Source organism: Paenibacillus sp. FSL R5-0470 (assembly GCF_037975205.1).
Classification (GTDB): Bacteria; Bacillota; Bacilli; order Paenibacillales; family Paenibacillaceae; genus Paenibacillus_AQ.
In genome coordinates this window covers 6,761,455-6,782,688 of record NZ_CP150238.1, presented here as the reverse complement: position 1 = coordinate 6,782,688, position 21,234 = coordinate 6,761,455, and the positions used below count along the sequence as shown (strand labels likewise).

The 21,234-nt window shown below is 42.5% G+C and carries 15 protein-coding genes; 13 read left to right on the top strand and 2 right to left on the bottom strand.

Translation table 11 applies throughout. From position 1 onward, the window contains the following. Positions 1 to 120 precede the first annotated feature (120 nt). Positions 121 to 1,479 carry an amino acid permease gene (locus MKY99_RS30055; protein ID WP_339267992.1) on the top strand — a complete coding sequence of 453 codons (1,359 nt, stop codon included), beginning with the start codon at positions 121 to 123 and terminating at the stop codon, positions 1,477 to 1,479. Between the two features lie 138 nt (positions 1,480 to 1,617). Then, complete coding sequence (locus tag MKY99_RS30050) at positions 1,618 to 2,070, top strand: helix-turn-helix transcriptional regulator (protein ID WP_339271840.1); 453 nt, start codon at positions 1,618 to 1,620, stop codon at positions 2,068 to 2,070. Between the two features lie 78 nt (positions 2,071 to 2,148). Here the strand turns inward: MKY99_RS30050 and MKY99_RS30045 are convergent, their stop codons facing one another. Next, complete coding sequence (locus tag MKY99_RS30045) at positions 2,149 to 3,612, bottom strand: DHA2 family efflux MFS transporter permease subunit (protein ID WP_339267990.1); 1,464 nt, start codon at positions 3,610 to 3,612, stop codon at positions 2,149 to 2,151. Between the two features lie 166 nt (positions 3,613 to 3,778). On the opposite strand from MKY99_RS30045, the gene MKY99_RS30040 reads away from it, so the two are divergent. Then, the gene (locus tag MKY99_RS30040) at positions 3,779 to 4,333 is read left to right on the top strand and encodes a TetR-like C-terminal domain-containing protein (RefSeq protein ID WP_339267989.1); all 555 of its coding nucleotides are present in this window, start codon (positions 3,779 to 3,781) and stop codon (positions 4,331 to 4,333) included. A 172-nt stretch (positions 4,334 to 4,505) separates the two neighbouring features. Here MKY99_RS30040 and MKY99_RS30035 read toward each other — a convergent pair whose 3' ends face one another. Further along, on the bottom strand, positions 4,506 to 5,657 hold the full coding sequence (locus MKY99_RS30035; protein ID WP_339267987.1) for a metallophosphoesterase: 1,152 nt from the start codon (positions 5,655 to 5,657) through the stop codon (positions 4,506 to 4,508). Between the two features lie 127 nt (positions 5,658 to 5,784). Here MKY99_RS30035 and MKY99_RS30030 point away from each other — a divergent pair, with 127 nt between their 5' ends. From MKY99_RS30030 to MKY99_RS29985, 10 genes are all read left to right on the top strand, one after another. Beyond that, a complete protein-coding gene (locus MKY99_RS30030; RefSeq protein WP_339267985.1) occupies positions 5,785 to 8,055 on the top strand; it encodes an AraC family transcriptional regulator in 2,271 nt (756 codons plus the stop codon). Positions 8,056 to 8,199: 144 nt separating this feature from the next. After that, entirely contained in the window at positions 8,200 to 10,962 is a 2,763-nt protein-coding gene (locus MKY99_RS30025) for a glycoside hydrolase family 3 N-terminal domain-containing protein (protein WP_339267984.1), read from the top strand. Between the two features lie 15 nt (positions 10,963 to 10,977). Continuing rightward, positions 10,978 to 13,326, top strand: coding sequence for a glycoside hydrolase family 3 C-terminal domain-containing protein (locus MKY99_RS30020; protein WP_339267982.1), 2,349 nt, complete (start codon positions 10,978 to 10,980; stop codon positions 13,324 to 13,326). A gap of 73 nt (positions 13,327 to 13,399) precedes the next feature. Further along, complete coding sequence (locus MKY99_RS30015; RefSeq protein ID WP_339267981.1) at positions 13,400 to 14,017, top strand: hypothetical protein; 618 nt, start codon at positions 13,400 to 13,402, stop codon at positions 14,015 to 14,017. A gap of 192 nt (positions 14,018 to 14,209) precedes the next feature. Beyond that, a complete protein-coding gene (locus MKY99_RS30010; RefSeq protein WP_339267979.1) occupies positions 14,210 to 15,250 on the top strand; it encodes an alcohol dehydrogenase catalytic domain-containing protein in 1,041 nt (346 codons plus the stop codon). Positions 15,251 to 15,286: 36 nt separating this feature from the next. Beyond that, positions 15,287 to 17,227, top strand: coding sequence for an alpha-amylase (locus MKY99_RS30005; RefSeq protein WP_339267978.1), 1,941 nt, complete (start codon positions 15,287 to 15,289; stop codon positions 17,225 to 17,227). A 15-nt stretch (positions 17,228 to 17,242) separates the two neighbouring features. Beyond that, positions 17,243 to 18,379 (top strand): extracellular solute-binding protein, encoded by a 1,137-nt coding sequence (locus MKY99_RS30000; RefSeq protein ID WP_076285030.1) that lies wholly within the window; start codon positions 17,243 to 17,245, stop codon positions 18,377 to 18,379. Positions 18,380 to 18,400: 21 nt separating this feature from the next. After that, a complete protein-coding gene (locus tag MKY99_RS29995; protein WP_042193005.1) occupies positions 18,401 to 19,060 on the top strand; it encodes a dihydrofolate reductase family protein in 660 nt (219 codons plus the stop codon). Between the two features lie 74 nt (positions 19,061 to 19,134). Beyond that, positions 19,135 to 20,499 carry an MATE family efflux transporter gene (locus tag MKY99_RS29990; protein WP_339244100.1) on the top strand — a complete coding sequence of 455 codons (1,365 nt, stop codon included), beginning with the start codon at positions 19,135 to 19,137 and terminating at the stop codon, positions 20,497 to 20,499. A 194-nt stretch (positions 20,500 to 20,693) separates the two neighbouring features. Next, positions 20,694 to 21,233 (top strand): hypothetical protein, encoded by a 540-nt coding sequence (locus MKY99_RS29985; RefSeq protein WP_339267977.1) that lies wholly within the window; start codon positions 20,694 to 20,696, stop codon positions 21,231 to 21,233. The last annotated feature ends 1 nt before the right edge of the window (position 21,234 follow it).

The following is a 21,234-nucleotide window of genomic DNA, read 5'->3' as shown; positions in this document are numbered from 1 at the left end:
TGCTGATCGCCATCAGTAGGGCGAATATTATTTGATATTCTTACGATCTGGGAGATTGGATGACATCCAATCTCTCTTTTTTTTATTCCAATTTATTGTACTCACAAGGGGGAACTAGGTATGGCACAACCAGAATTAAAGAGAGAGCTGGCTAATCGGCATGTTCAACTTATTGCAATTGGCGGCACCATTGGTACAGGATTATTCTTGGGATCAGGCAAGGCGATAGAGAAGGCAGGCCCATCCATTATGATCACGTATTTAATCGTGGGTATTGCTGTGTTTTTTGTAATGAGAGCACTGGGAGAACTCCTATTATCTAAAGCGGGCTATCAATCGTTTACGGATATTGCTGAAGACTACCTTGGATCACGGGTCGCGTTCATTACTGGTTGGACCTATTGGTTTTGCTGGATCATGACGGCTATGGCTGATGTCATTGCTGTTGGCGTATATGTACAGTACTGGTTTGATATCCCGCAGTGGGTTCCTGCCATCGCCTGTCTAGTCGTGTTATTAGGACTTAATCTATTAACTGTAAAGAGCTTTGGGGAACTCGAATTTTGGTTCGCTTTAATTAAGGTAATTACGATTCTCGCCTTGATTGGTCTTGGGGTCATTTTACTGATCATTGGGTTTAAGACGGATGCAGGATCGGTGACGATACGAAACCTATGGGAGCATGGGGGCTTTTTTCCGAACGGTATATCAGGCTTCTTATTTTCTTTTCAAATGGTTGTATTTGCTTATGTCGGCGTGGAGTTGGTGGGGGTATCGGCAGCGGAAACAGCGGATCCGGAGAAAAATATTCCGTCTGCAATTAATAAAATTCCTTTACGGATTCTATTTTTCTATGTCGGTGCGCTTTTCGTCCTGCTATGCATTAACCCTTGGACGGAGCTCAGCCCGGCAGAGAGTCCTTTTGTAAAAACCTTTACTTTAGTAGGGATTCCAATTGCCGCAGGGATTATTAATTTTGTTGTACTAACTTCAGCGGCTTCCGCTTGTAATAGTGGGATGTTCTCGACCAGCCGAATTCTCTATAATTTGAGTAGAAATAACCAAGCGGCACCTCGTTTGGGCAAACTGAATAAAAACCATGTTCCAGGTAACTCGTTATTCATTTCTACAATTGTTATATCTGTGGGTGCACTTTTGAGTAAACTTATTCCGGAGCAGGCTTTTGGAATCGTGACAACGATTAGCGCCATTTGTTTTATATGGGTGTGGGGCATTGTTCTTATCTGCCATATTAAGTATAAGAAAACCCGGCCAGACTTACAGGCGAAATCCAAATTCAAAGCACCGTTCACACCGGCTATTAATTATATTGTCTTAAGCTTGTTCGCTGGAATACTGATCATTATGCTGTTCGCTGGAGAGACACGGCCGGCTTTATTGTGTACTCCGATCTGGTTTATTTTATTATTCATCTTGTATTCGATTAGAAGTAAAAAGGGGAGAAGTAATCAAGCCTGAGTGAGGTCAACATCAACTAGTGGTATGCCTAGTGTTGATCGCAACTTAGGGTTGCGGGGCTGCAACTAAAGCGTTCTTTACTTCTGCATACGATTAATCCAATATAGGCTTATGAATTGCAGAAAGGTAGTTGCTGCTATGATCTTTGGGGAGAAGTTAAAAGCGGAAAGAAATAAAAAAAGTTGGTCACAAGAAGAACTGGCCGAGAAGCTGTTTGTAAGCCGACAGTCGGTTTCGAAATGGGAGAATGGTCAAAACTACCCAAGCATTGAAATCATTATTAAAATAAGCGATCTTTTTGGGGTAACTATCGATGAGTTACTAAGGAGTGACGAGGAGTTGACCAAAAAGGTGATAGAAGAAGGCAAGAAATTGGCTCACCCGAAATTAAAGTTTCTATTTGATGTCTTCGTAATAGCAGGCATTGTGCTGTTAGTGATTAAACTCTGTGTTCTCTTTCTGAACAAAGTAACGGCGCTAGGGATTACCTTGAATGGCGGGTCATTTTTTTGGAACTTCGGTTCTTTGATTTTAATGGTTGTCGGGGGAATCGGCTCCAGCATTCTGAAAGAAAAATATAAACAAGAGTAAGCCGGTGAGCCGGGAATAGCTATTAATAATGTAAAAGGACAGCTGATCGCTGTCCTTTTTACATTCCACGTTATAAGGTTATTCCTTGTTAACTAGGTTTGCTTTCTTTTCAACCATGATCTTGCTCTTCATCGGCATAAATAATGTTATAACAAACGCGGCCACGGATAAAATCATCATAAAGTAATAGGCGTCACTTGCCCCAAGAATGGATGCAAGGGATTTAAGGATCTCAGGAGTAGTAGAGGGATTGCTCTGCATCACTGTGGCCGCATGACTTGTTGCCTGCACAGTATAAATCGTAATTACGACAGCAGTTCCGATGGCTCCGGCAATTTGGCGAACGGTATTGTTCACTGCTGTACCATGGGTGCCGAGTTGTTTGGGCAGTGCATTTAGTCCAGCCGTATTGAGTGGCATAGTGATGAAGCTTAATCCAATTCGCAGGCCAATGGTACGAATCATTAGATACGTATACGTTGTAGATTCAGATAGATCAGTTACCGCCCACATGGATGGAATAATAAATAGTAAACCAATAATGAACAGTGGTTTAGCACCAAAACGGTCGTATAATTTACCGGTGACGGGTGACATGAACGCATTTACGAGCGCCCCTGGCAGCAATAGTAGTCCTGCATCAAATGCTGTAAAACCACGGCCATTCTGCAGATAAATAGGCAATAAAATCATATCTGCGTACATCATCATCGTGATTAATACGTTAATAAGAGAAGTCATCGTAAAAACTTTATTTTTGAAGACAGACAGGTTCAGCAGTGGATCATCAGACTTGATTTGTCGAAGACAGAATACGGCCGTAACAGCGATCCCGATCCCTAAGGTCAGAATTACTATTACATCGTCCCAGCCTTTACTGCCTGCACTACTGAAGCCGTATAAAATTAAGCCAAATCCAACGGTTGATAAAAGAACACTTACTACATCAAGCTTAGACTTAGACGTCTCGGATACATTCACTAAATACTTGAATGCCAACGCTATAACAATGATGACGAGTGGAATGAGGCCGATAAATAACCAGCGCCAAGAGTGATATTCAACAATAAATCCCGCAAGCGTCGGCCCAATAGCAGGAGCAAATATCATCGCCAGTCCAAGCAGTCCCATAGCACTGCCGCGTTTTTCAACAGGGAAAATAGCGAGCACAACGCTCATCATGAGCGGCATTATAATACCGGCACCTGCAGCTTGGATCATCCGTCCGACTAAGAGTAGACTAAAGCTCGGCGCTGCTGCACAAATGATTGAGCCAATTAATAAAAATGACATGGCACTTAGAAATAATTGACGTGTTGTAAAACGTTTCATTAAATAGGCTGTAATCGGAATCAATATCCCGTTGACCAGCATAAAACCTGTTGAAATCCATTGTACAGTTGTTGCCGTGACATCAAATACATCCATCAGACTACTTAAGGCGACATTTAAAAGCGTCTGATTGAGTGTAGATAAGAAACAACCAAAAATTAGAATGGTTAGTAGGATTGCTTTATTTATTTTCTTAATATCTTCTTGCATGGTGCAGGCCTCTCTTCATTGCTTTTTCGACATAGTGTCGATAAAATAAATCATATCAGCATTTAAACGGTATTCCTATTTGCAATTTTATTGAAAATGTCGACTAATCGACAGAATGGGTAAATTAGTTGATGAAATACTATATAAACGATAATAGAGGGATGAAATGTCCGAACATAAAAGAGTTGATCCACGAGCCATTCGCTCAAAAAAGATGCTGAAAAATGCTGTTTTTTCATTATTAGCCGAGAATGTGGAGATTTCTCAATTGACTGTCCAAAAAATCGCCAACCGTGCTGAGCTGAATCGTGCAACGTTTTATTTGCATTATGAGGATATTAACGATTTATTGCGCCAGATCGTACATGAAATCTTTGATGACCTGTCCATGAAGGTGGAACCGTTATTACAAGTGAAGAGCAGTATCGAGCAGGAGCAGTTGGTCACATTTTTAAGTTATTTTTATGAATACCGGCAGATCTTTGCTGTATTGGTAGAGCACAAAGGCTTCAAAAACCAATTAACCAACCTATTAAAAAATACGATCGAAAAGCGAAGAAACGTGAGAAACATAGATTCCACTAAGGAGGTTGTCTCCCTTGATATTATTGCAGCATCACTATTAGGGATTATTATGTGGTGGATTAAGGATGGCAGCCAATATAGTGCGGAATACATAGCAGGCCAAATTACCTTGATGTATAAAAGAAGGTATTTATAATCGCTAGACTATGCTACAGGAGGATATGGGTAAAAACCGTTGTATGATGTAGAGAGACAAATTTCAAGATAACGGATATTCTCCGCACCAACCTTAGGTAAAACTATAAAAAGCGGTAGTCTAGGTCGGTAATTCTCGTCCAAAGGCTGTCCGCTTTTTTTTATAAATCATTCTATTTAAAATCAACTTTAATTAGTGCTATCTCACTATTCGTTCCAATGCGTAATGGCGGTCCCCAAGTCCCTGCACCTGATGTAACAATAACTTGAGGACTGTCTAAATTCTTCTGATAGTATCCGTAATCTACTGTGAACATAGCATTGGTGATTAGATTTGCAGGGAATACTTGTCCTTGATGCGTATGTCCACTAAGTATCAAATCGACATCATCTCCGTACTGAATCATATTCGTGGGTTGATGATCCATTACGATAACAGGCATAGTTGTATCAATGTTACCCATCACTTCAGAAGTAACTGCTCTAGCATGTCCTTGATCACCAATCGGTGATGAATCTCTCCTGCCAACTACAACGAATTGATTATCAATAACGACATGCTCATCATTTAGAAGTTTAATATTACTCTTATCTATAAAGTTCACAATCTCATCGTATGATCGTCCTGCATCATGATTACCTAAACAAGCATAAACCCCATAGGTGGACTGAATAGTATTTAATAACTCTATTCCTTTGGAAGGATTAGAGAGCGCATAGTAGTTACCATTAAATATATCTCCTGACATCAACACAATATCTGGCTGCATGTTATTAATACGATCAACAACGTCTTCAATAAACTTTACATCATTTACGTAGCCTAAATGTAAGTCGCTGATCAGAACAATATTTAAATGATCTAACGACGTGCTTTTATGTATTTGGATCGGATAAGTAACTTCTTTTATTTGATTCGCATTATAAATCCCATAGGACACCAACCCTATGACTAGAATTAATACTACTGACCTTGTATGAAAAATAACACGTTTTGGCGCAGGGGAGGGGATGATTTTGATCCATTTACTAATAAGTAAGATTACATCGGAAAGGAGTAACAGCAAGAACAAATAGAAGTAGATCCCCATCCAATAGTCCCCGAATTGACCAATAAAATTAACAATACTTGAATCGGTCGTCATAGCTGAAGAGGACAATAGTAAATTAATAATGATTGTTACCGCACACAAGCTGTAGATGACTCCGTATATAATCCCATTAATATTTGAAAATACATGTTGTAACCATTTAAAAATTTTTCTTGCGATGTAATAGTTACTTGCCGCGTACATAGCGAATATAAACAGAAATGCGAATACCATATGATGCACCGTCCTATTTTTTTAGATTTCAGAGAGCAATCGTTTATAATCAATAATTATGAGCAAATGGTCAGGTACTCAGTAACAGTAACATATTTTTTCATGTTGGAAGAGGAGATTGTTGATTTTGAATAAGAAGAGAAATGGATCAGATCAAATCGTACTAGCCGCAATCGAAACGATTGAGGAAGTGGATTTTCTACTTATGACGGAGTTAACGGCATGGTTTGTTCTTTCTGGTTATCTGGAAATTATGCGAAACGGTTCGGATATTTTGATTCGGACAGGCGATATTTTCGTTTTTAATAAAGGTGATATTGTTCGTGTAATTGGCAGTGAAGAGAATGCGACGCTCTCGGTAAAGTTTCTAACCAATGAGTATCAAGAGGAGTTTCCGGCATTTAAGCTTAACATTCCACTATCGATGGTGTACAAAAAAGATGGATATGAGCTTGTGAAGAATTGTATGGCGTACTTGTACGTCGAAAGGATATATCCGGGAGCCGGTTCTGATTATATCATCGAAGGGTATTCGAAACGTTTAATCGGATTGCTGTACCGATATCTTGGGCCAGAAGATGAAAAGAAGCAAGTTCATACTGCTTCGGATAAGGTAAAAGAAATTGTATCATATATCAATGTTAATTATGCGGACAAACTCAGCCTGGATGAGATTGCTGAAAAGTCTTATAGTAGCAAATACTACCTGGCACATTCCTTTAAAAATCAGCTAGGGATTTCAATCGGAAATTACATCAAAGAAGTGCGATTGTTTCATAGCTTACGTATGCTGGAAAATACGAACGAGAAGATTGTCACGATTGCTTTAGCTAACGGCTTTCCCAATGTACGCTCATTTAACGAGGCATTTAAAATAAGGTATGAGCTTTCACCTGCTGAATTTCGTGAACAGCGTCAAATAAGAGCGGTGCAGAATCGTGTCGATGCGGAGCTGTCCCAAGATGTATTAGCCTTACTATCGCCGTATGTACCGTTAGGTGAATTACCGGCTGGCCCATCTATTGCCCCCAATCGCATCGAGGTTCAATTAGATTTGCATAAAACGATCGGCCAGTACTCAAAGGTCAATCATGTTCTTAAAATAAAAGGTAAACTTATGGATAGCCGTTTGCTCGAAGTGCGTCAGCGTCTAGGGGTGAAGTGGGTAGCGGTCAATCGTATTTTTAAAAAAGTGGATATACGGTTGAGTGAAGGGAAGCTGGTCTGTTCATTTAGTGAGTTGGATCGAATATTGCAGCAGATCGTGTCTGTTGGCATGATTCCCTACCTTCAATTTCAATCTATAGATTTGGATGATTGGGAGGAGCGGGGATTTCATAACAATGAATGGTTTCAAACGGTAATGACTGAATTGAATCTCCATCTGCAGCAAAATTATATGACAAGTCAGGATTGGATGTACGAGTTCCGCTGCTTCTATGAAATGAAAAATAGCAGGCAATTGCGTCTGTCGCTAGTGAATGCCATTTCAATTTTTAAAAACTATAAGAACGTGGTTATTCATTTTCCCATCCCGCCAGAAGATGCGGTGTTGCTCGATATGACTTGCCATAATGCCGTTTATTGCATTGATGACTGGACCCGTATGCGCAAAATTCCACTTGAAACTGCACTTAATTATCTATTTGACGAAGACTACATTCGGGTCATTAGTGAGAATACAAACATACAAGATCAGAACCGTATTTTGGATCGAATGCTGATTTACGATCAGGATGATTATCTACACGCCTATTCGGATCTAGCGCAAGCAAATGCAAGCATTTGGCAATATATAAACCTAATGAATCAAAACGAAATTGCAGGTCACTATTTCCCCCCATTATCACTCGATTCAGCGAAGCTGTTTGAGTATTTTCCAGATGAGCTGGCAAGTAAGCTTTCATTACTTACACCGGATGGTCGTTACAAGGACAATTGGTATGCGACAGAGTTTGTGAGTCGCTTGTTTGATGAGATTGTGTTCAAAAACAACTCATGTATCGTGACAAAACAGCAAGATAATTACCGCATTTTAACTGTTTATCCAGAAGAAGAGCAACATCTGTTTATCAATGAAAATAAGGAAAAACTAGAATTAGCTTGGCATAAGGCAAAAAGTCCCTATGTTTTTATAAAGATGGAACTTACAAACCTTGAAGGGACATACCGATTGATCAAGCAACGATTAACTACTGAGCAAGTAGATCAGCGATTAGACCTTGCTGATTTAAGGAAATGCAAAAAGTTGTCTTTCGAAGATATTGCGTATTGGAATGCAATTAATCGACCTTCGAGAAGCGTAGAGCAACTGAAAATAAAGGGAAATCATACACTTGAGTTCGAAGTTCCGCTATTTGGGATTGTTATGATCGACTTAGAAAAAACCAACGATTAATGCTAAATATTGCTCACTCGATTTCTTGATAAATCGAATGAACGCAATATTTAGCTTTTTTTTCGACAAGATCCTGATAGTTAAAATGTAAGCGCTATATTATGATTGTGAAAAAGAAAGACGATACCGGAGGGGGTCGCCGTGGTGGACAATTTTAATACTAAACGCGTTAAAAAAAGTGAAATCGTGCAAAAGGTGAAGGAAGATAAAGCTAAGCTGCGAGCGCGAAAGCAAGAAATTAAAGCGCTACCGGAAGCAGAACGAACAGCAGCGATTGAACAGGACAAACAATTAAGAAAAGAGCAAAAGCAACAAACAAAAATGGAGTTGAAAGCTCTAAGTCGCAAAGATCGTAGAGCGATGAAAAAAGAAGCGAAACGCTACAAGAAAATTAAAAATAGACCAAGACGTTTCACCGGCTGGTCGATCGTAGCGCTTGTTGTCATATTGTTGTTCGTACAATTCGGTGCAACGGCTTCCAGCATCATCGATGCGCTGACAGGAAAACACATTACAGCCGTAACCGATTCACCTGAGGCGCTTGCAGCACGTGAACAAGGTGGGAAAATAGCTGAAGAAATTGCGAATGAAGGCATTGTTCTATTGAAGAATGATGATAAACAGCTGCCTTTGAAAGATAAAAAGGTTAACGTCTTCGGATTAGCTGCATTAGAGCTACGTTATGGCGGCGGAGGATCGGGTGCGGGGGATACTTCCCGTGCGGTTAATTTATTTAAAGGTCTAGAAAATGCAGGTATTTCATACAATACCGAGCTTCATGACTTGTATCAAGAGGTTGGTGCAAAAGCAGGAGTGGGCAGCAAGGCGAGTACTGGAGTCATTCAAGTTGTAAAAGGCATGTTAGGCGGAAACTCTAGCGATGAACCTAAAATCGATTATTTATCGGACGAAGCCATAGCACAAGCGGAATCCTATTCGGAAAATGCAATTATTGTCATTGCTAGTGAGAGTACAGAAGCTAGTGATGCGACCGCTGAGCAGTTGAAATTGACAGCTAATAAACGCGCTTTGATTGAAAAGGTTGCACAGTCATTTGAAAATGTCACAATCGTTATAAATGCGGGGAATGCCTTAGAGCTTGGTTTCGTAAATGAATTTAAATCTATTAAATCTGTCTTGTGGATAGGAACACCTGGCCCTTATGGAGCCAACGCATTAGGAAATATTCTTGCAGGAAATATCAATCCATCAGGCCGTATTACGGATACGTATGTTTATGACAATTCATCGGCTCCAGCAAGTGAGAACTTTGGAGACTACAAATACGATAATTTGAAGTATTCATTCCTCAATTATCAAGAAGGTATCTATGTCGGCTACCGTTTCTATGAAACCTTCTTTTTAAATGATGAAGCAGGCTATCGAGATACCGTGTTATATCCTTACGGACATGGATTAAGCTACACGGATTTCGAGTGGAAGGTTCTGAATCAGTCATTGTCGGTAGACAAGATTGAACTACAAGTCGAAGTGAAAAATGTTGGCGACAGAGCCGGAAAAGATGTTGTTCAAGTATATTATTCAGCTCCGTATATTGCAGGCGGCATTGAAAAATCGGCGATCGAACTGGCCACTTATGCAAAGACGTCTCTGCTGGAAGCAGGTCAATCCGAGGTGCTTACCCTTTCGTTTGCTACCGAAGAGATGGCTTCTTATGATATGAACGTAGAAGAAGCGTATGTACTAGACCAGGGCACCTATTCAATTAAAGTGGCTCGCAATGTCCATGATATCGTGGCAAGCTATGACCTTGAGTTGGCTGACAAGAAGGTTTTCAAACAAGATAAGGATACCGGAACACCTTACGAGAATCGCTTTGAATTAGCAAAAGGTGAAGTTACGTATTTGTCCCGGAATGATTGGGAGAAGACTTACCCTTCAGATGAAAATATTAGTCATAAAGCACCGCAAAATGTGGTCGATGCATTCTCAAAAGAGCCGGAAGCTTCAACGATGGAAATGCCAACGGTTGGCGCTAATAATGGCTTAGTACTGGAGGATTTGAAAGGTTTAGCCTTTGATGATCCGAAATGGAATGAATTCATGGATCAGTTTACATTGGACGAAATGATTGATTATGTAGCAAACGGCGCCTATAGAACGATGGCAGTAGAGCGTTTGGGTGTTCCTAAAACGTTGTTGATGGACGGACCGGCTGGATTTAGTTACTTCTTTAAGCCAATCGAAGCCGCGTCATATCCGTCTGAAATCGTCATTGCAGCAACATGGAACAATGATCTAGCCTATCAAATGGGAGAAGCGGTTGGTAAAGAAGCGCGTGCGTATGGCATTCAAGGCTGGTATGCACCGGGGATGAATATTCACCGTACAGCACAAGGCGGCCGTAACTTTGAATACTTCTCAGAAGATCCTGTGCTTTCAGGAAAAATGGCGGCATCTATGATAAACGGCGCAGAAGACCAAGGCATTATTGCCTTTATGAAGCACTTCGCGCTGAACGATCAAGAAACCAATGCTCGTTCAGGAAATCTGATCTGGGCTAACGAGCAAGCGATTCGCGAAATCTACTTGAAGCCGTTTGAGATTACGGTTAAAGAAAGCAGCCCTCTAGGCGCAATGTCCAGCTTTTCGATCATCGGGACAAAGTGGGCAGGAGCGAATTCCGTCTTGTTAAATGATGTTCTGCGTAAGGAATGGGGCTTTGATGGATTTGTTTCCAGCGATGCAGTCTTTGGGTTTATGAAAGCGCCGGATGCGGTTGTAGCTGGCAATGACCTCATGCTTGATATTATGACACCAAGTAAAAACGAGAAATTATTAAAACAAGCATACAAGAAGGATCCTGCAGGAATCACAAACGGGGTTCGCACAAGTGTTCAGCATGTGTTGTACACGATCCTGCAAACCTACTTATTCGAAAAATAGGCGTAAGCATGCGGGGTGAAGAGATTGAAGTATAGAGCATTAATCGAAAGTATGACCGTAGAAGAAAAGGCATCTTTAATGTCTGGCGCAAACTTTTGGAATACAAAAGCAATCGACCGGGTGAAGATTCCCAGCATTATGCTGACAGATGGACCGCATGGTTTGAGGAAGCAAGGCGGAAAGGCAGACCACTTAGGCTTAAATAAAAGTCTGCCTGCCACTTGTTTTCCGACGGCGGCAACCTTGGCTAATAGCTGGGACAGACAATTGATCTATGAGGTTGGTCAAACGATTGGAAAAGAAGCAGCTAGCGAAAAAGTGAGTGTGTTGCTTGGTCCTGGATTGAACATCAAGCGGAATCCGTTATGCGGACGAAATTTTGAGTATTTTTCCGAGGACCCTTATTTAACGGGAGAATTAGCGAGTGAGATGGTCAAAGGCATTCAGGTGAACGGCATTTCTGCATGTCCTAAACACTTTGCGGTCAATAGCCAAGAACATATGCGAATGACGATTGACGAAGTCGTGGATGAACGCTCGTTAAGAGAATTGTATTTAGAAGGATTTAGACGTGTAGTTGAGAAGGGTCAACCGAAAACCATCATGACCTCTTACAACAAAGTCAACGGCACGTTCGCCAATGAAAATAACGATTTGTTACAGGATATTCTGTACGGTGAATGGGATTTTAATGGCGTAGTCGTTACGGATTGGGGCGGTAATAATGACCGTGTTGCAGGATTGAAAGCAGGCAATCAATTGGAAATGCCTTCAACCAATGGAATTACGGATCAAGAAATCGTGCAAGCCATTAAAAACAATGAGCTAGACGAAGAAGTGCTGGATGACGCCGTCGATCGTCTGCTCGGATTAGTCTTTACTACCCAGCTCAATGATCAAGACACACCGAGCATTGATTATGAGGAGCACCACAATAAAGCGATAGAAGCTGCCAAACGTTCGATTGTGTTATTGAAAAATGACGACAAGATATTACCGCTTAAACACGGCAATAAAGTTGCGATTATTGGTGATTTCGCCAGTAATCCTCGCTACCAGGGTGCTGGAAGTTCGCTTATTAATCCTGCCAAGCTATCCAATGCCTGCAATGTGCTCGGTCAATCTGGCTTATCGATTGTGGGATATGCGAAAGGCTTCAAGCGAATGGGTGGGAAAAATGACCGTCTGCTAAAGGAATCTGTTACGTTAGCTCAGAAAGCAGATACCATTTTGCTGTTCTTGGGGCTGGACGAAGGCAGCGAAGCCGAAGGTGTTGACCGCGTAAACCTTAGCTTACGTGATAACCAGCTCGAACTGCTTCGTTCATTAACAGAAGTCAATTCCAATATTGTGGTGATTCTCGCTGGCGGTGGTGCCATTGAAATGCCGTTTATAAAGAATGTCAAAGCTATCGTTCATACCTATTTATCTGGACAAGGAAGTGCTGAAGCGTTAAAGAGTGTTTTACTTGGAGAGTACAACCCAAGTGGTAAGCTCAGCGAGACATTCCCGATCAAGTATAGTGATGTCTCTTCTGCTCCTTATTATCCAGGTAAGGAGGCAACCGCAGAGCATATCGAAGGCATTTTTATCGGTTACCGTTATTTTGATACCGTAAATAAACCTGTGTTATTTCCGTTTGGTTATGGGCTGTCCTATACAACCTTTGCATATACGGATTTAACGGTTGATCAGCATCAGGTTTCATTTACCATCACCAATACAGGGGCAGTCGCAGGGGAAGAAGTTGCGCAGCTCTACATCCAGAAACAAGATTCATCGATATTTAGAGCCAAACGAGAATTAAAAGGTTTTGAAAAGGTGAGCTTAGAGCCGGGTGAAAGCAAATGTGTCACAATGATTCTGGAGGAACGTGATTTTTCGTATTATAATCCGACGATTCACGATTGGGCGGTCGAGCCTGGCGCTTACGACATTCAAATCGGAAGTTCAATCCAGTCTATTCTTTTGCAGGAACGTGTTATGCTTACGGGCGATTCCGTTTCTTGTGAACATACAAAGGAGCAATTCCCACATTATTTTAGCGGACATGTTCATGAAGTAACGGCAGCGGAATATAAGGGGCTCTTGGGTTATGAACCTCCTTCTCCTTATTGGGATCCAAAGCAGGACTTGGGGTTAAACGACACCATTGCTCAAGCTAAATATAAGAACGCACTTGGAAAAACAATCTATCATATTGTCCTTTTCTTTAACAAGTTTTTTGAAGCAGTCAATAAACCTCTGCTAGCGAATAATGTCTACTTTGTTCTGAATATGCCTTTTCGTCAAATTGACCGTTTTACTGGCGGGAAAATTAGTCGAAAGCAAATCTTGAAGGTATTGAAATGGATAAACCGATAGGAAAATAGTAGCGAGGAAAGGGGATACTACGGTATCTCCTTTTTCTAAGCTTCAAAGGAGAAATAGAAGGCGTATGAGCGAAGTGAATTTCGAGAAAAACACAGGAATGATGGGTGTTTGGAATAAATTCAAGGGACAACATCCGAATATTGCACAATTCATAGTATTTTTTATACTGAGTGCTGGAATGACGGTATTACAACTTGTTCTAATGCCTTTATTTAAACTCATATTTGCACAGACATCATTACTATCTACAAGCTTTCAAGTTTTTCAGTTGGGACATAACTTTGATGGAAGTGCTTATTATATATTCGATTATGCGGCTGGTTCGCTTACATCAGGAGGTGGAGGAGGACTTGGCTATTTTCTTGCCGTTCAAATCACGCTCGGCATTGCACAGATCATTAACTTTTTCGCACAGAGAAGCATTACATTTAAATCAAACAGTAACGTTTGGAAGGCTGCTTTCTGGTATGTATTAGCGTATATTCTTATAACCGTTGGTGCTGCCGCGGCGCAAGGATTTTACAAGGCTCCTATCTATAACTTATTAATTAACACATGGGGAATGGGTTCAATGGGGGAGACAACCGCGGATATTATTACAATGATTATCAATAGTACAATTTCGTTCTTGATATTCTACCCTATTTTTAAAATCATTTTTAAACAGGAGCCTGCAAAATAAGCCTAGTAAAGGCACACCTTTCCTGATTTACGGGGGAGGTGTTTTTTTTATTTAAAGCGTTTATTTATCTGAAAGCTTTATAAAAATGTAAACAATAACATTTTACGACAATATTCACCTTACTTTTACATGGGGGGTATGATATATTCTGGTTGAAAATGGATAATAGGAAAAATGAAAGGAAGAATGCGTATGGAAGCGCTGGTGTGGACATCCAATGATAAGCTAGAGCTCTGCGAATGGGAAGAGCCACAGATTGTAACCCCGGATGAAGTTAAGATTCGGATTGAGATGACAGGCATTTGTGGAACAGATCTAGCGGTCATAACCGGTAAAGAGGAAGGAGTTCCAGGAATCATTCGCGGTCATGAGGCTGTGGGGACCGTAATTGAAATTGGCAGTAATGTTGACCGTGTTAAGGTGGGGGACCGAGTAGTTATCGATCCGAATCAAAGCTGCAATGAATGTTATTTTTGCTTGAAAGAACAGCCGCACTTATGTATAGGTTCCGATGGAAATGGGATGCCTATTGCTGGTTTGAATCGAAATGGGACATTTACTTTTTTTTTCTCAACTGTACAAACGTTTGCACACCCTTTACCTGATCATATGAGCTGGGAGACGGGGGTATTAATCGAGCCGCTTGCCTGTGTGCTGCACAATTTCAAAGAAGCTAATGTCACGGCTGACGATAAGGTGCTCATTCTTGGATCGGGTCCAATGGGGCTGTTAAGTCAAATGGTGAGTAAATCAAAAGCTGCGCTCACGGTAGCGACGGAAATTAATCCCTATCGGTTGGCATTTGCTAGAGAGATCTCGGATTTTGCTCTAACACCATCCCAATTAAATCAAGCTACCGTAGATGAAATCTGCGCGGGACATAAGTTTGATGTGATTATCGATACGGTGGGCACTCAGCTCGAAGTAGCGGAGGAATGGATTGAGCGAGGGGGGCGCATTGTTCCTTTTGGAATTAATGCGAAGTATCGGTACACCTTTTCCCCTACCAGATTCGTACAGCATGCAATCAAAATTATCGCAGCAGGCGAATACCGCTACATGTTCGAGGAAGCTTTGCGGTTTGCCGCTGAGACACCTGAACTGGAGAAATTGGTGACCAGAAAAGTTAAGCTCAATCAGCACGAGGCAGCAATAAACGAGTTGATCGGCTATGAATTGAACTCTTTGAAGGTGGTTGGGAGTGACACCGTAAAGACGGTTTTTGTTCCCTAAACGTAGAACTGCAATCAATGAGAGGTGGATCTGTTAATGAGCAAAGAAAGCAAATTTAGACTTGTTCAGGATTACTTGTCTACACACAAAGATAAAGACGTTGCGCCAATTTGGATTCCTGCTGTGTGGAATGAGTGCAAATATGAGCGTGTTCTTTTCGAAAAAGACGGTGAAATTTGTGTACATCCGTATGATTTTTTGACAGAGCATTTGAAGTATGTAGACAAGCTTTCGTGGAGATATTCGCTCAAGGAACGCACGAATTTAGACGACAGCGCGATCTATTCTTCATTAATTCGTTATTCGACGGCTTGGGATTACAACCATGATGGAACAATTGAATCCGGCACTTTTTTAAGATTCCTTATTCTTCTGCCGCTGTTAAAAAAAATGGGCATCAATATTCTGTATATGCTTCCAGTGAACCAGTACAGCAAGTTGAATCTGAAAGGAGATATCGGGTCACCTTACGCTGTGCAATCGTTATTCCACTTGGATCAGAACCTTCACGACAGCTTGCTGGATGGTATGGAGGAGTTTACGATCCACGATGAGCTCAGCGCTTTGGTAGAAGCTTGTCATTTGCTTGATATTAAGACTGTTGTTGATTTCATTCCCCGTGTAACGGCGAAAAACAGTGCGTTCATTACCGAACATCCTGAATGGGTGTATTGGATCAAAATGCAGGAATTAGAAGGCTTTGCACCGCCATCGATTCCTGAGCTTGGATTCTTTGAGGAGTGTACGCCTGACAAATTGGAGACGGTCTACCACAGCCAGGAAACCGCAGCATTTCTGCGGAAGTTCTCGCCGCCGCCCAATGAACTTCATCCAATCCTTTGGCAGCAGTTAAAAGAGAGGGCTGCTAAAACTGGAGATGAGCTATTAACTTTGGTGGAGCAAGAGATGGGGATAACGACTGCTCCCGCACATTCGGATTGGATTAACGATGTACAGCCGATTTGGACAGACATTACGTTCTTGCGCCTCTACAAGGACTTTTCTCCGCAAGTGAGACATCTTATAAGTTCGGATCAGGCACCATATGTTCTTTTTGATACGATTAAATGCAATGACTACCCGGGTGAGGAGCCGAATCTGGAGCTGTGGGATGTGCTGGAGGAGGCCGTACGGTTTAATCTCGAAAAGTATGGGATTGATGGCTTCCGCATCGATATCGGACATGTACTTCCTATTCCGCTGTTGCCTCGTATTTTTGACACGATTAAAGAGTTGAATCCGAATGCAATCTTGATCAGCGAAGATTTGTTCAATCGTAATCACAAGAAGGCGGCGCGCACCGGCTACAACATTATGCTTGGCAGCGGATGGAATGTCATGACGCAAATCACTAAGGACAATCTCGTTTCATTCTTAGAGGAGCTGCCTGAGTTAAACATTCATGTGTTCGCCTGTGCAGAAACAGCAGATACGCCTCGGATCACGAGCCGTGGCGGTGTTGAGGTGGCTCGGATGATTGCGGTATTTAATCAATTTCTTCCGAATGCAATTCCATACGTGACGACTGGCTATGAAATGAATGAGGAGCAGCCACTCAACTGTGGTCTTGGCGACAACACGAACGGAGAGGAGATTTCCCGCGCTTTTTTTAACGTCATGCAAATTAATTGGACTAATCCTGCACCGATGCTGCCGCTGCTTACGGAGCTGAGTGAATTCAAGAAAGATTGGCCTCAGCTAGTGAAGCCAGAAAACTTTTTCGTGGCTCAATCACCGGAAGGTACAGTTCTGTACGGGTATATGCATGGCGAACAGACGCTGCTCTGCTGCTTTAACTTGAGTGCTGATGTTTCCTGCCAAGTTGATTTGAAGGCTGCGGTACCTGGGCGGTGCCCAATGACCGTGACACTGGATAGTTCCTTAACGGGCAGCATCGCAGGTCAGACGTTTGACAGCTTACTGCTTGCACCAAATCAGGCTTTAGTGCTCGTAAACAATTATAGACAAGTTAGTTAAGGGAGAGAGGCAGCGATGGAAAAGAAGAACAAAGAAATTGTGTTATGGCATGAGTTTGACGGTCCGGGAGATACCTCGATTGAGGTGTTGGAGGGAATTTGCAAGCTGTATACAGAGCGCTTCGGCGTACAAATTACGCCACAAGTGATGAACATTACGGAGTTGACTGCGCGCCTGAACCAAATTAAGGACACCCATCAAGGTCCGCATCTGGCGATGGTTCCTGCGGATATGTCCTCCTACGTTGAGAATGGCCTTTACTCTGAAGTACCGGGCTGGCTATTCGATGATGCACTCACTGAAGGGGCACTTTCAACGATGCAACTGGATGGTGTTCAGTATGGTATCCCGGTATTACGGGGCAATCATCTGGTTGTGTATTACAATCCGGAGATTTACGCCAGTGCGCCGACGACATGGGAAGTGTTCGAAGAGGCAGCAGAGAGGTTGTCCGCTCAAGGCATCATACCGATTGGAGCAGATTTACAGCAGGGTTATTGGTTTATTCCGTTTCTTACAGCTTTCGGTGGTTGGCCTGTTCAGGATGGAAAGCCAAATATCGTAACCCCTGAAATGAAGCGAGCACTTGAGTTCATCCATGACAAGATGGATCAAGGCGTGCTCGTCAGTCTCGACGGTTCCACAGGACTGCTAGAGCAGTTTATTGACGGTAAGATTGGCGCCATTATTTGTGGAGAGTGGATTTATAACCATCTGGACAAGCAGATGAACAATAGACTTGCGGTCTGCCAGCTTCCGGTCATAGAAGGCCAGCAATCGCTATCCATGTCTTCTTCTATCGGCCTGATTTACCCGAATCATTCGTTAACATCGGAGGAGCGGGAAGATATCTTGTCGTTCACGCATTTTATGCTGAGTGATGAGTGCCAAACCATGTGGACGCTGGGTGTACAGCGGATTCCAGCTCAGGAAGAGGTGCTGAACCGTCTAGCTGCCTCTGCTACGCCTAACAAAAAGATGATTATATCGCTGTTGGAGCACGCACGGCCGATGCCGACTTACCCCTTCATGATTCATGTATGGGAGGCGCTAAATGCGGGTCTAACCGAGCTGCCCTTAAGCAATTCTGAACAAGCATTAAAAAAAATAGAACAGACTATCCAAGCATTCTGGGGCGCATATAAAAGCTAAAAAGAGACGGGGAGAAGAAACATGAAAACAACGATATTCAGCCAAATTTCGATTGACGGTAAGCTCACTATGGGAGCTGGTAATTCGAGTAAGGAGCTTTTTTCTTTGTTTTCCAGTGAGGATATGGAATTCATTCATCTATTCCGGGGGAATGTGCAGGGCATTATGGTCGGCAAAAATACAATCCTGACGGACAATCCCTTTCTTACTAATCGGTATGAGGAGAACAAAAATCCAATTCGGATCATTCCGACGACCACCTTGGATATTCCGCTGGATAGCAATGTGCTCTCGGATGAGGGGAGGACGATTATTGTCACAACCGAGAAAGGACGGGATGAATATAAAATCAAGCAGATCCGGGAAAGAGGGAAGGAGTGCCTCATCTGCGGTGAGGATAAAGTCGATTTCGTGGAGCTTGAACGTCAGTTGGAAGACAACTTCGGGATTACCAGCTTGATGGTCGAGGGCGGCGGCTTTTTGAACTGGCATATCTTCGATCAGGACATCGTCGATGAAATTATTCTGATGCAGCTTCCGATCATCATAGGCGGTTCCACGAACATTACTTTAGTGGATGGAGACGGGTATCAGCAATTGTGCTTTGCGAAAAAGTTCAAGGTTGTAGAAATTCAGCCAAAAGATAATTATACGCTCATGCGCTACAAAAAAGTGATATAACCTCACACGAAGTCATAGACTGCGAATGGCTATGGACGCGGTAAAATCGAGAAAATGGGGGTTGTGAATGATCCATGTCAGAGAAAGAGAACTTCTACAAAAGTGTGTATAAAATCGCTGTACCCGTTACGCTTCAAAGCTTACTGATGGCATTGCTCAATTTGACGGATCAGTTGATGGTCGGGCAGCTTGGAGATGTGGCGATTGCCTCGGTGGGAATGTCCACCAAAATATATGGGATCATCGCGGTTGTCTTGGCTGGTCTATCGACGGGTGTGTCTATTTATGCAGCCCAGTTTTGGGGGAACAAAGATTCCAAAAGCGTCTCCCAGGTGCTGGGCCTTGGACTAATCGTCGGCTTCGCGTTCTCGTTCTTATTTTCTGCGGCTGTCTTCATCGATTCGCCGCTTTTCCTGAGCATGTTCACGACAGATGCGAATGTAATAGATAATGGGTATATTTTTCTGCAGATCATGTCGATCGGCTTTGTACCTGTCATGCTCACGATGATGTATTCCGCGATTTTGCGTAGTACGGGCCATGCCAAATGGCCGATGTATGTAAGCTTAATTGCTGTTGTGTTGAATATTATACTGAATTACGTACTTATTTACGGGAACTTCGGCGCTCCAGCGCTTGGTCTGAAGGGCGCAGCTATTGCAACCCTTATTTCCAGGGTAATAGAATGTTTGTTGATCATTGGTGCCGTGTACCGATATCGTTTACCAGGCGCTGTTGGGTTAAAGAACTTGTTCATCATTCCTAGACCGCTCATCCGCAAGTTTTTTGGAACGACGTATCCGCTGCTGCTGACTGAATTGATCTGGGTATTGGGTGAAACGGCATATGCGATCATCTATAGCCGCATGGGGACGATGGAGATGACGGCGATGACCATTACCTTCCCATTGCAAGGGCTTTGCATCGGCTTATTGTCCGGTCTGGCTAGTGCAGCTGGGGTTTTGGTTGGCAACCGTTTGGGCGCGAACGAAACGGATATCGCACTCGATCATGCGAAAAAGTTCATTCGTCTTGGCATTATCATCTCTCTAATTGTCGGGGTTATCATTGCGGCAGGCTCGAAGCTGTATGTCTCCGCATTCAATATCTCCGAGGATGCTAAACAGATGAGCATATATATCGTTATCGTATTCGCTGGATTTCTTTGGGCCAAAGTTTCCAATATGATTATAGCAGGCGGCATTCTAAACAGTGGGGGAGACAGCAAGTTCGTGTTCAGCATGGAATCGACCGCGACATGGCTGATAGGTGTCCCCTCCGGGCTATTGCTATCATACGTCTGGAAGCAGCCTGTCTACCTTGTATATCTCGTCATATCACTTGAGGAGGTTGTCCGTTTTGGCTTCGGTTACGCCCGGATTTACTCCCGGAAGTGGATGAGAAATTTAGTGAACGATTTGGCTGAAAAAGCGATGTAAGGGCTGATTGGATCGCTCAAGGCTCCCGTGTATTCCCGACTAAGGGAAAGTCACGGGAGTCTTTTTGTAACTAATGATATGATTGTCGTATGGGGTGACTTTGAACGGGTGATAATTAATTAAACGAGTCTAGCCAGAAAGGAACTGCTATGCAAGAGACTTCTAGAAACCATAGGTTCAATTATTTTTTTGAAATGATTCTTCACCTCATTTGCGGAGTATCAATTGTTTATTTTGGCCTGAATGGAAATGATGATAAAACATTTCAAGCAGCCCTTATCATTCTAGTCCTGTTACTCTTTAAGGGCTTAATCACAAGGACCAACAGCGAACTGCCTCCCGCACTTCAGTTTTCGGTGCTGGTCTTTATCACAATCACGATGATGCTCGCCAATTTATTCAATTTGTATGGTGTCATCCCTTATTTAGATAAGATTGAACATCTGCTGTCTGGAATTATTTTATTCTTCGTAGGACGATTCATCTTGATCAAGATGGCTAAGCGTAAAGGGCTGGGCGGTCTGCCTTCCAACATCATCATTTGTTTCGCGTTCCTGTTTGCTGTTGCAATGGCTGGAATGTGGGAGATTTATGAGTTTACGGTGGATCATCTCTTTGAGCTTCATTCGCAAAATGGTAGTTTGACCGACACGATGATGGATATGATTTGCGGAACATTGGGCGCTCTCGTCGCCTTCTTCTATTTATTCGTAGAAGCACGCAGAAAAACGTAGC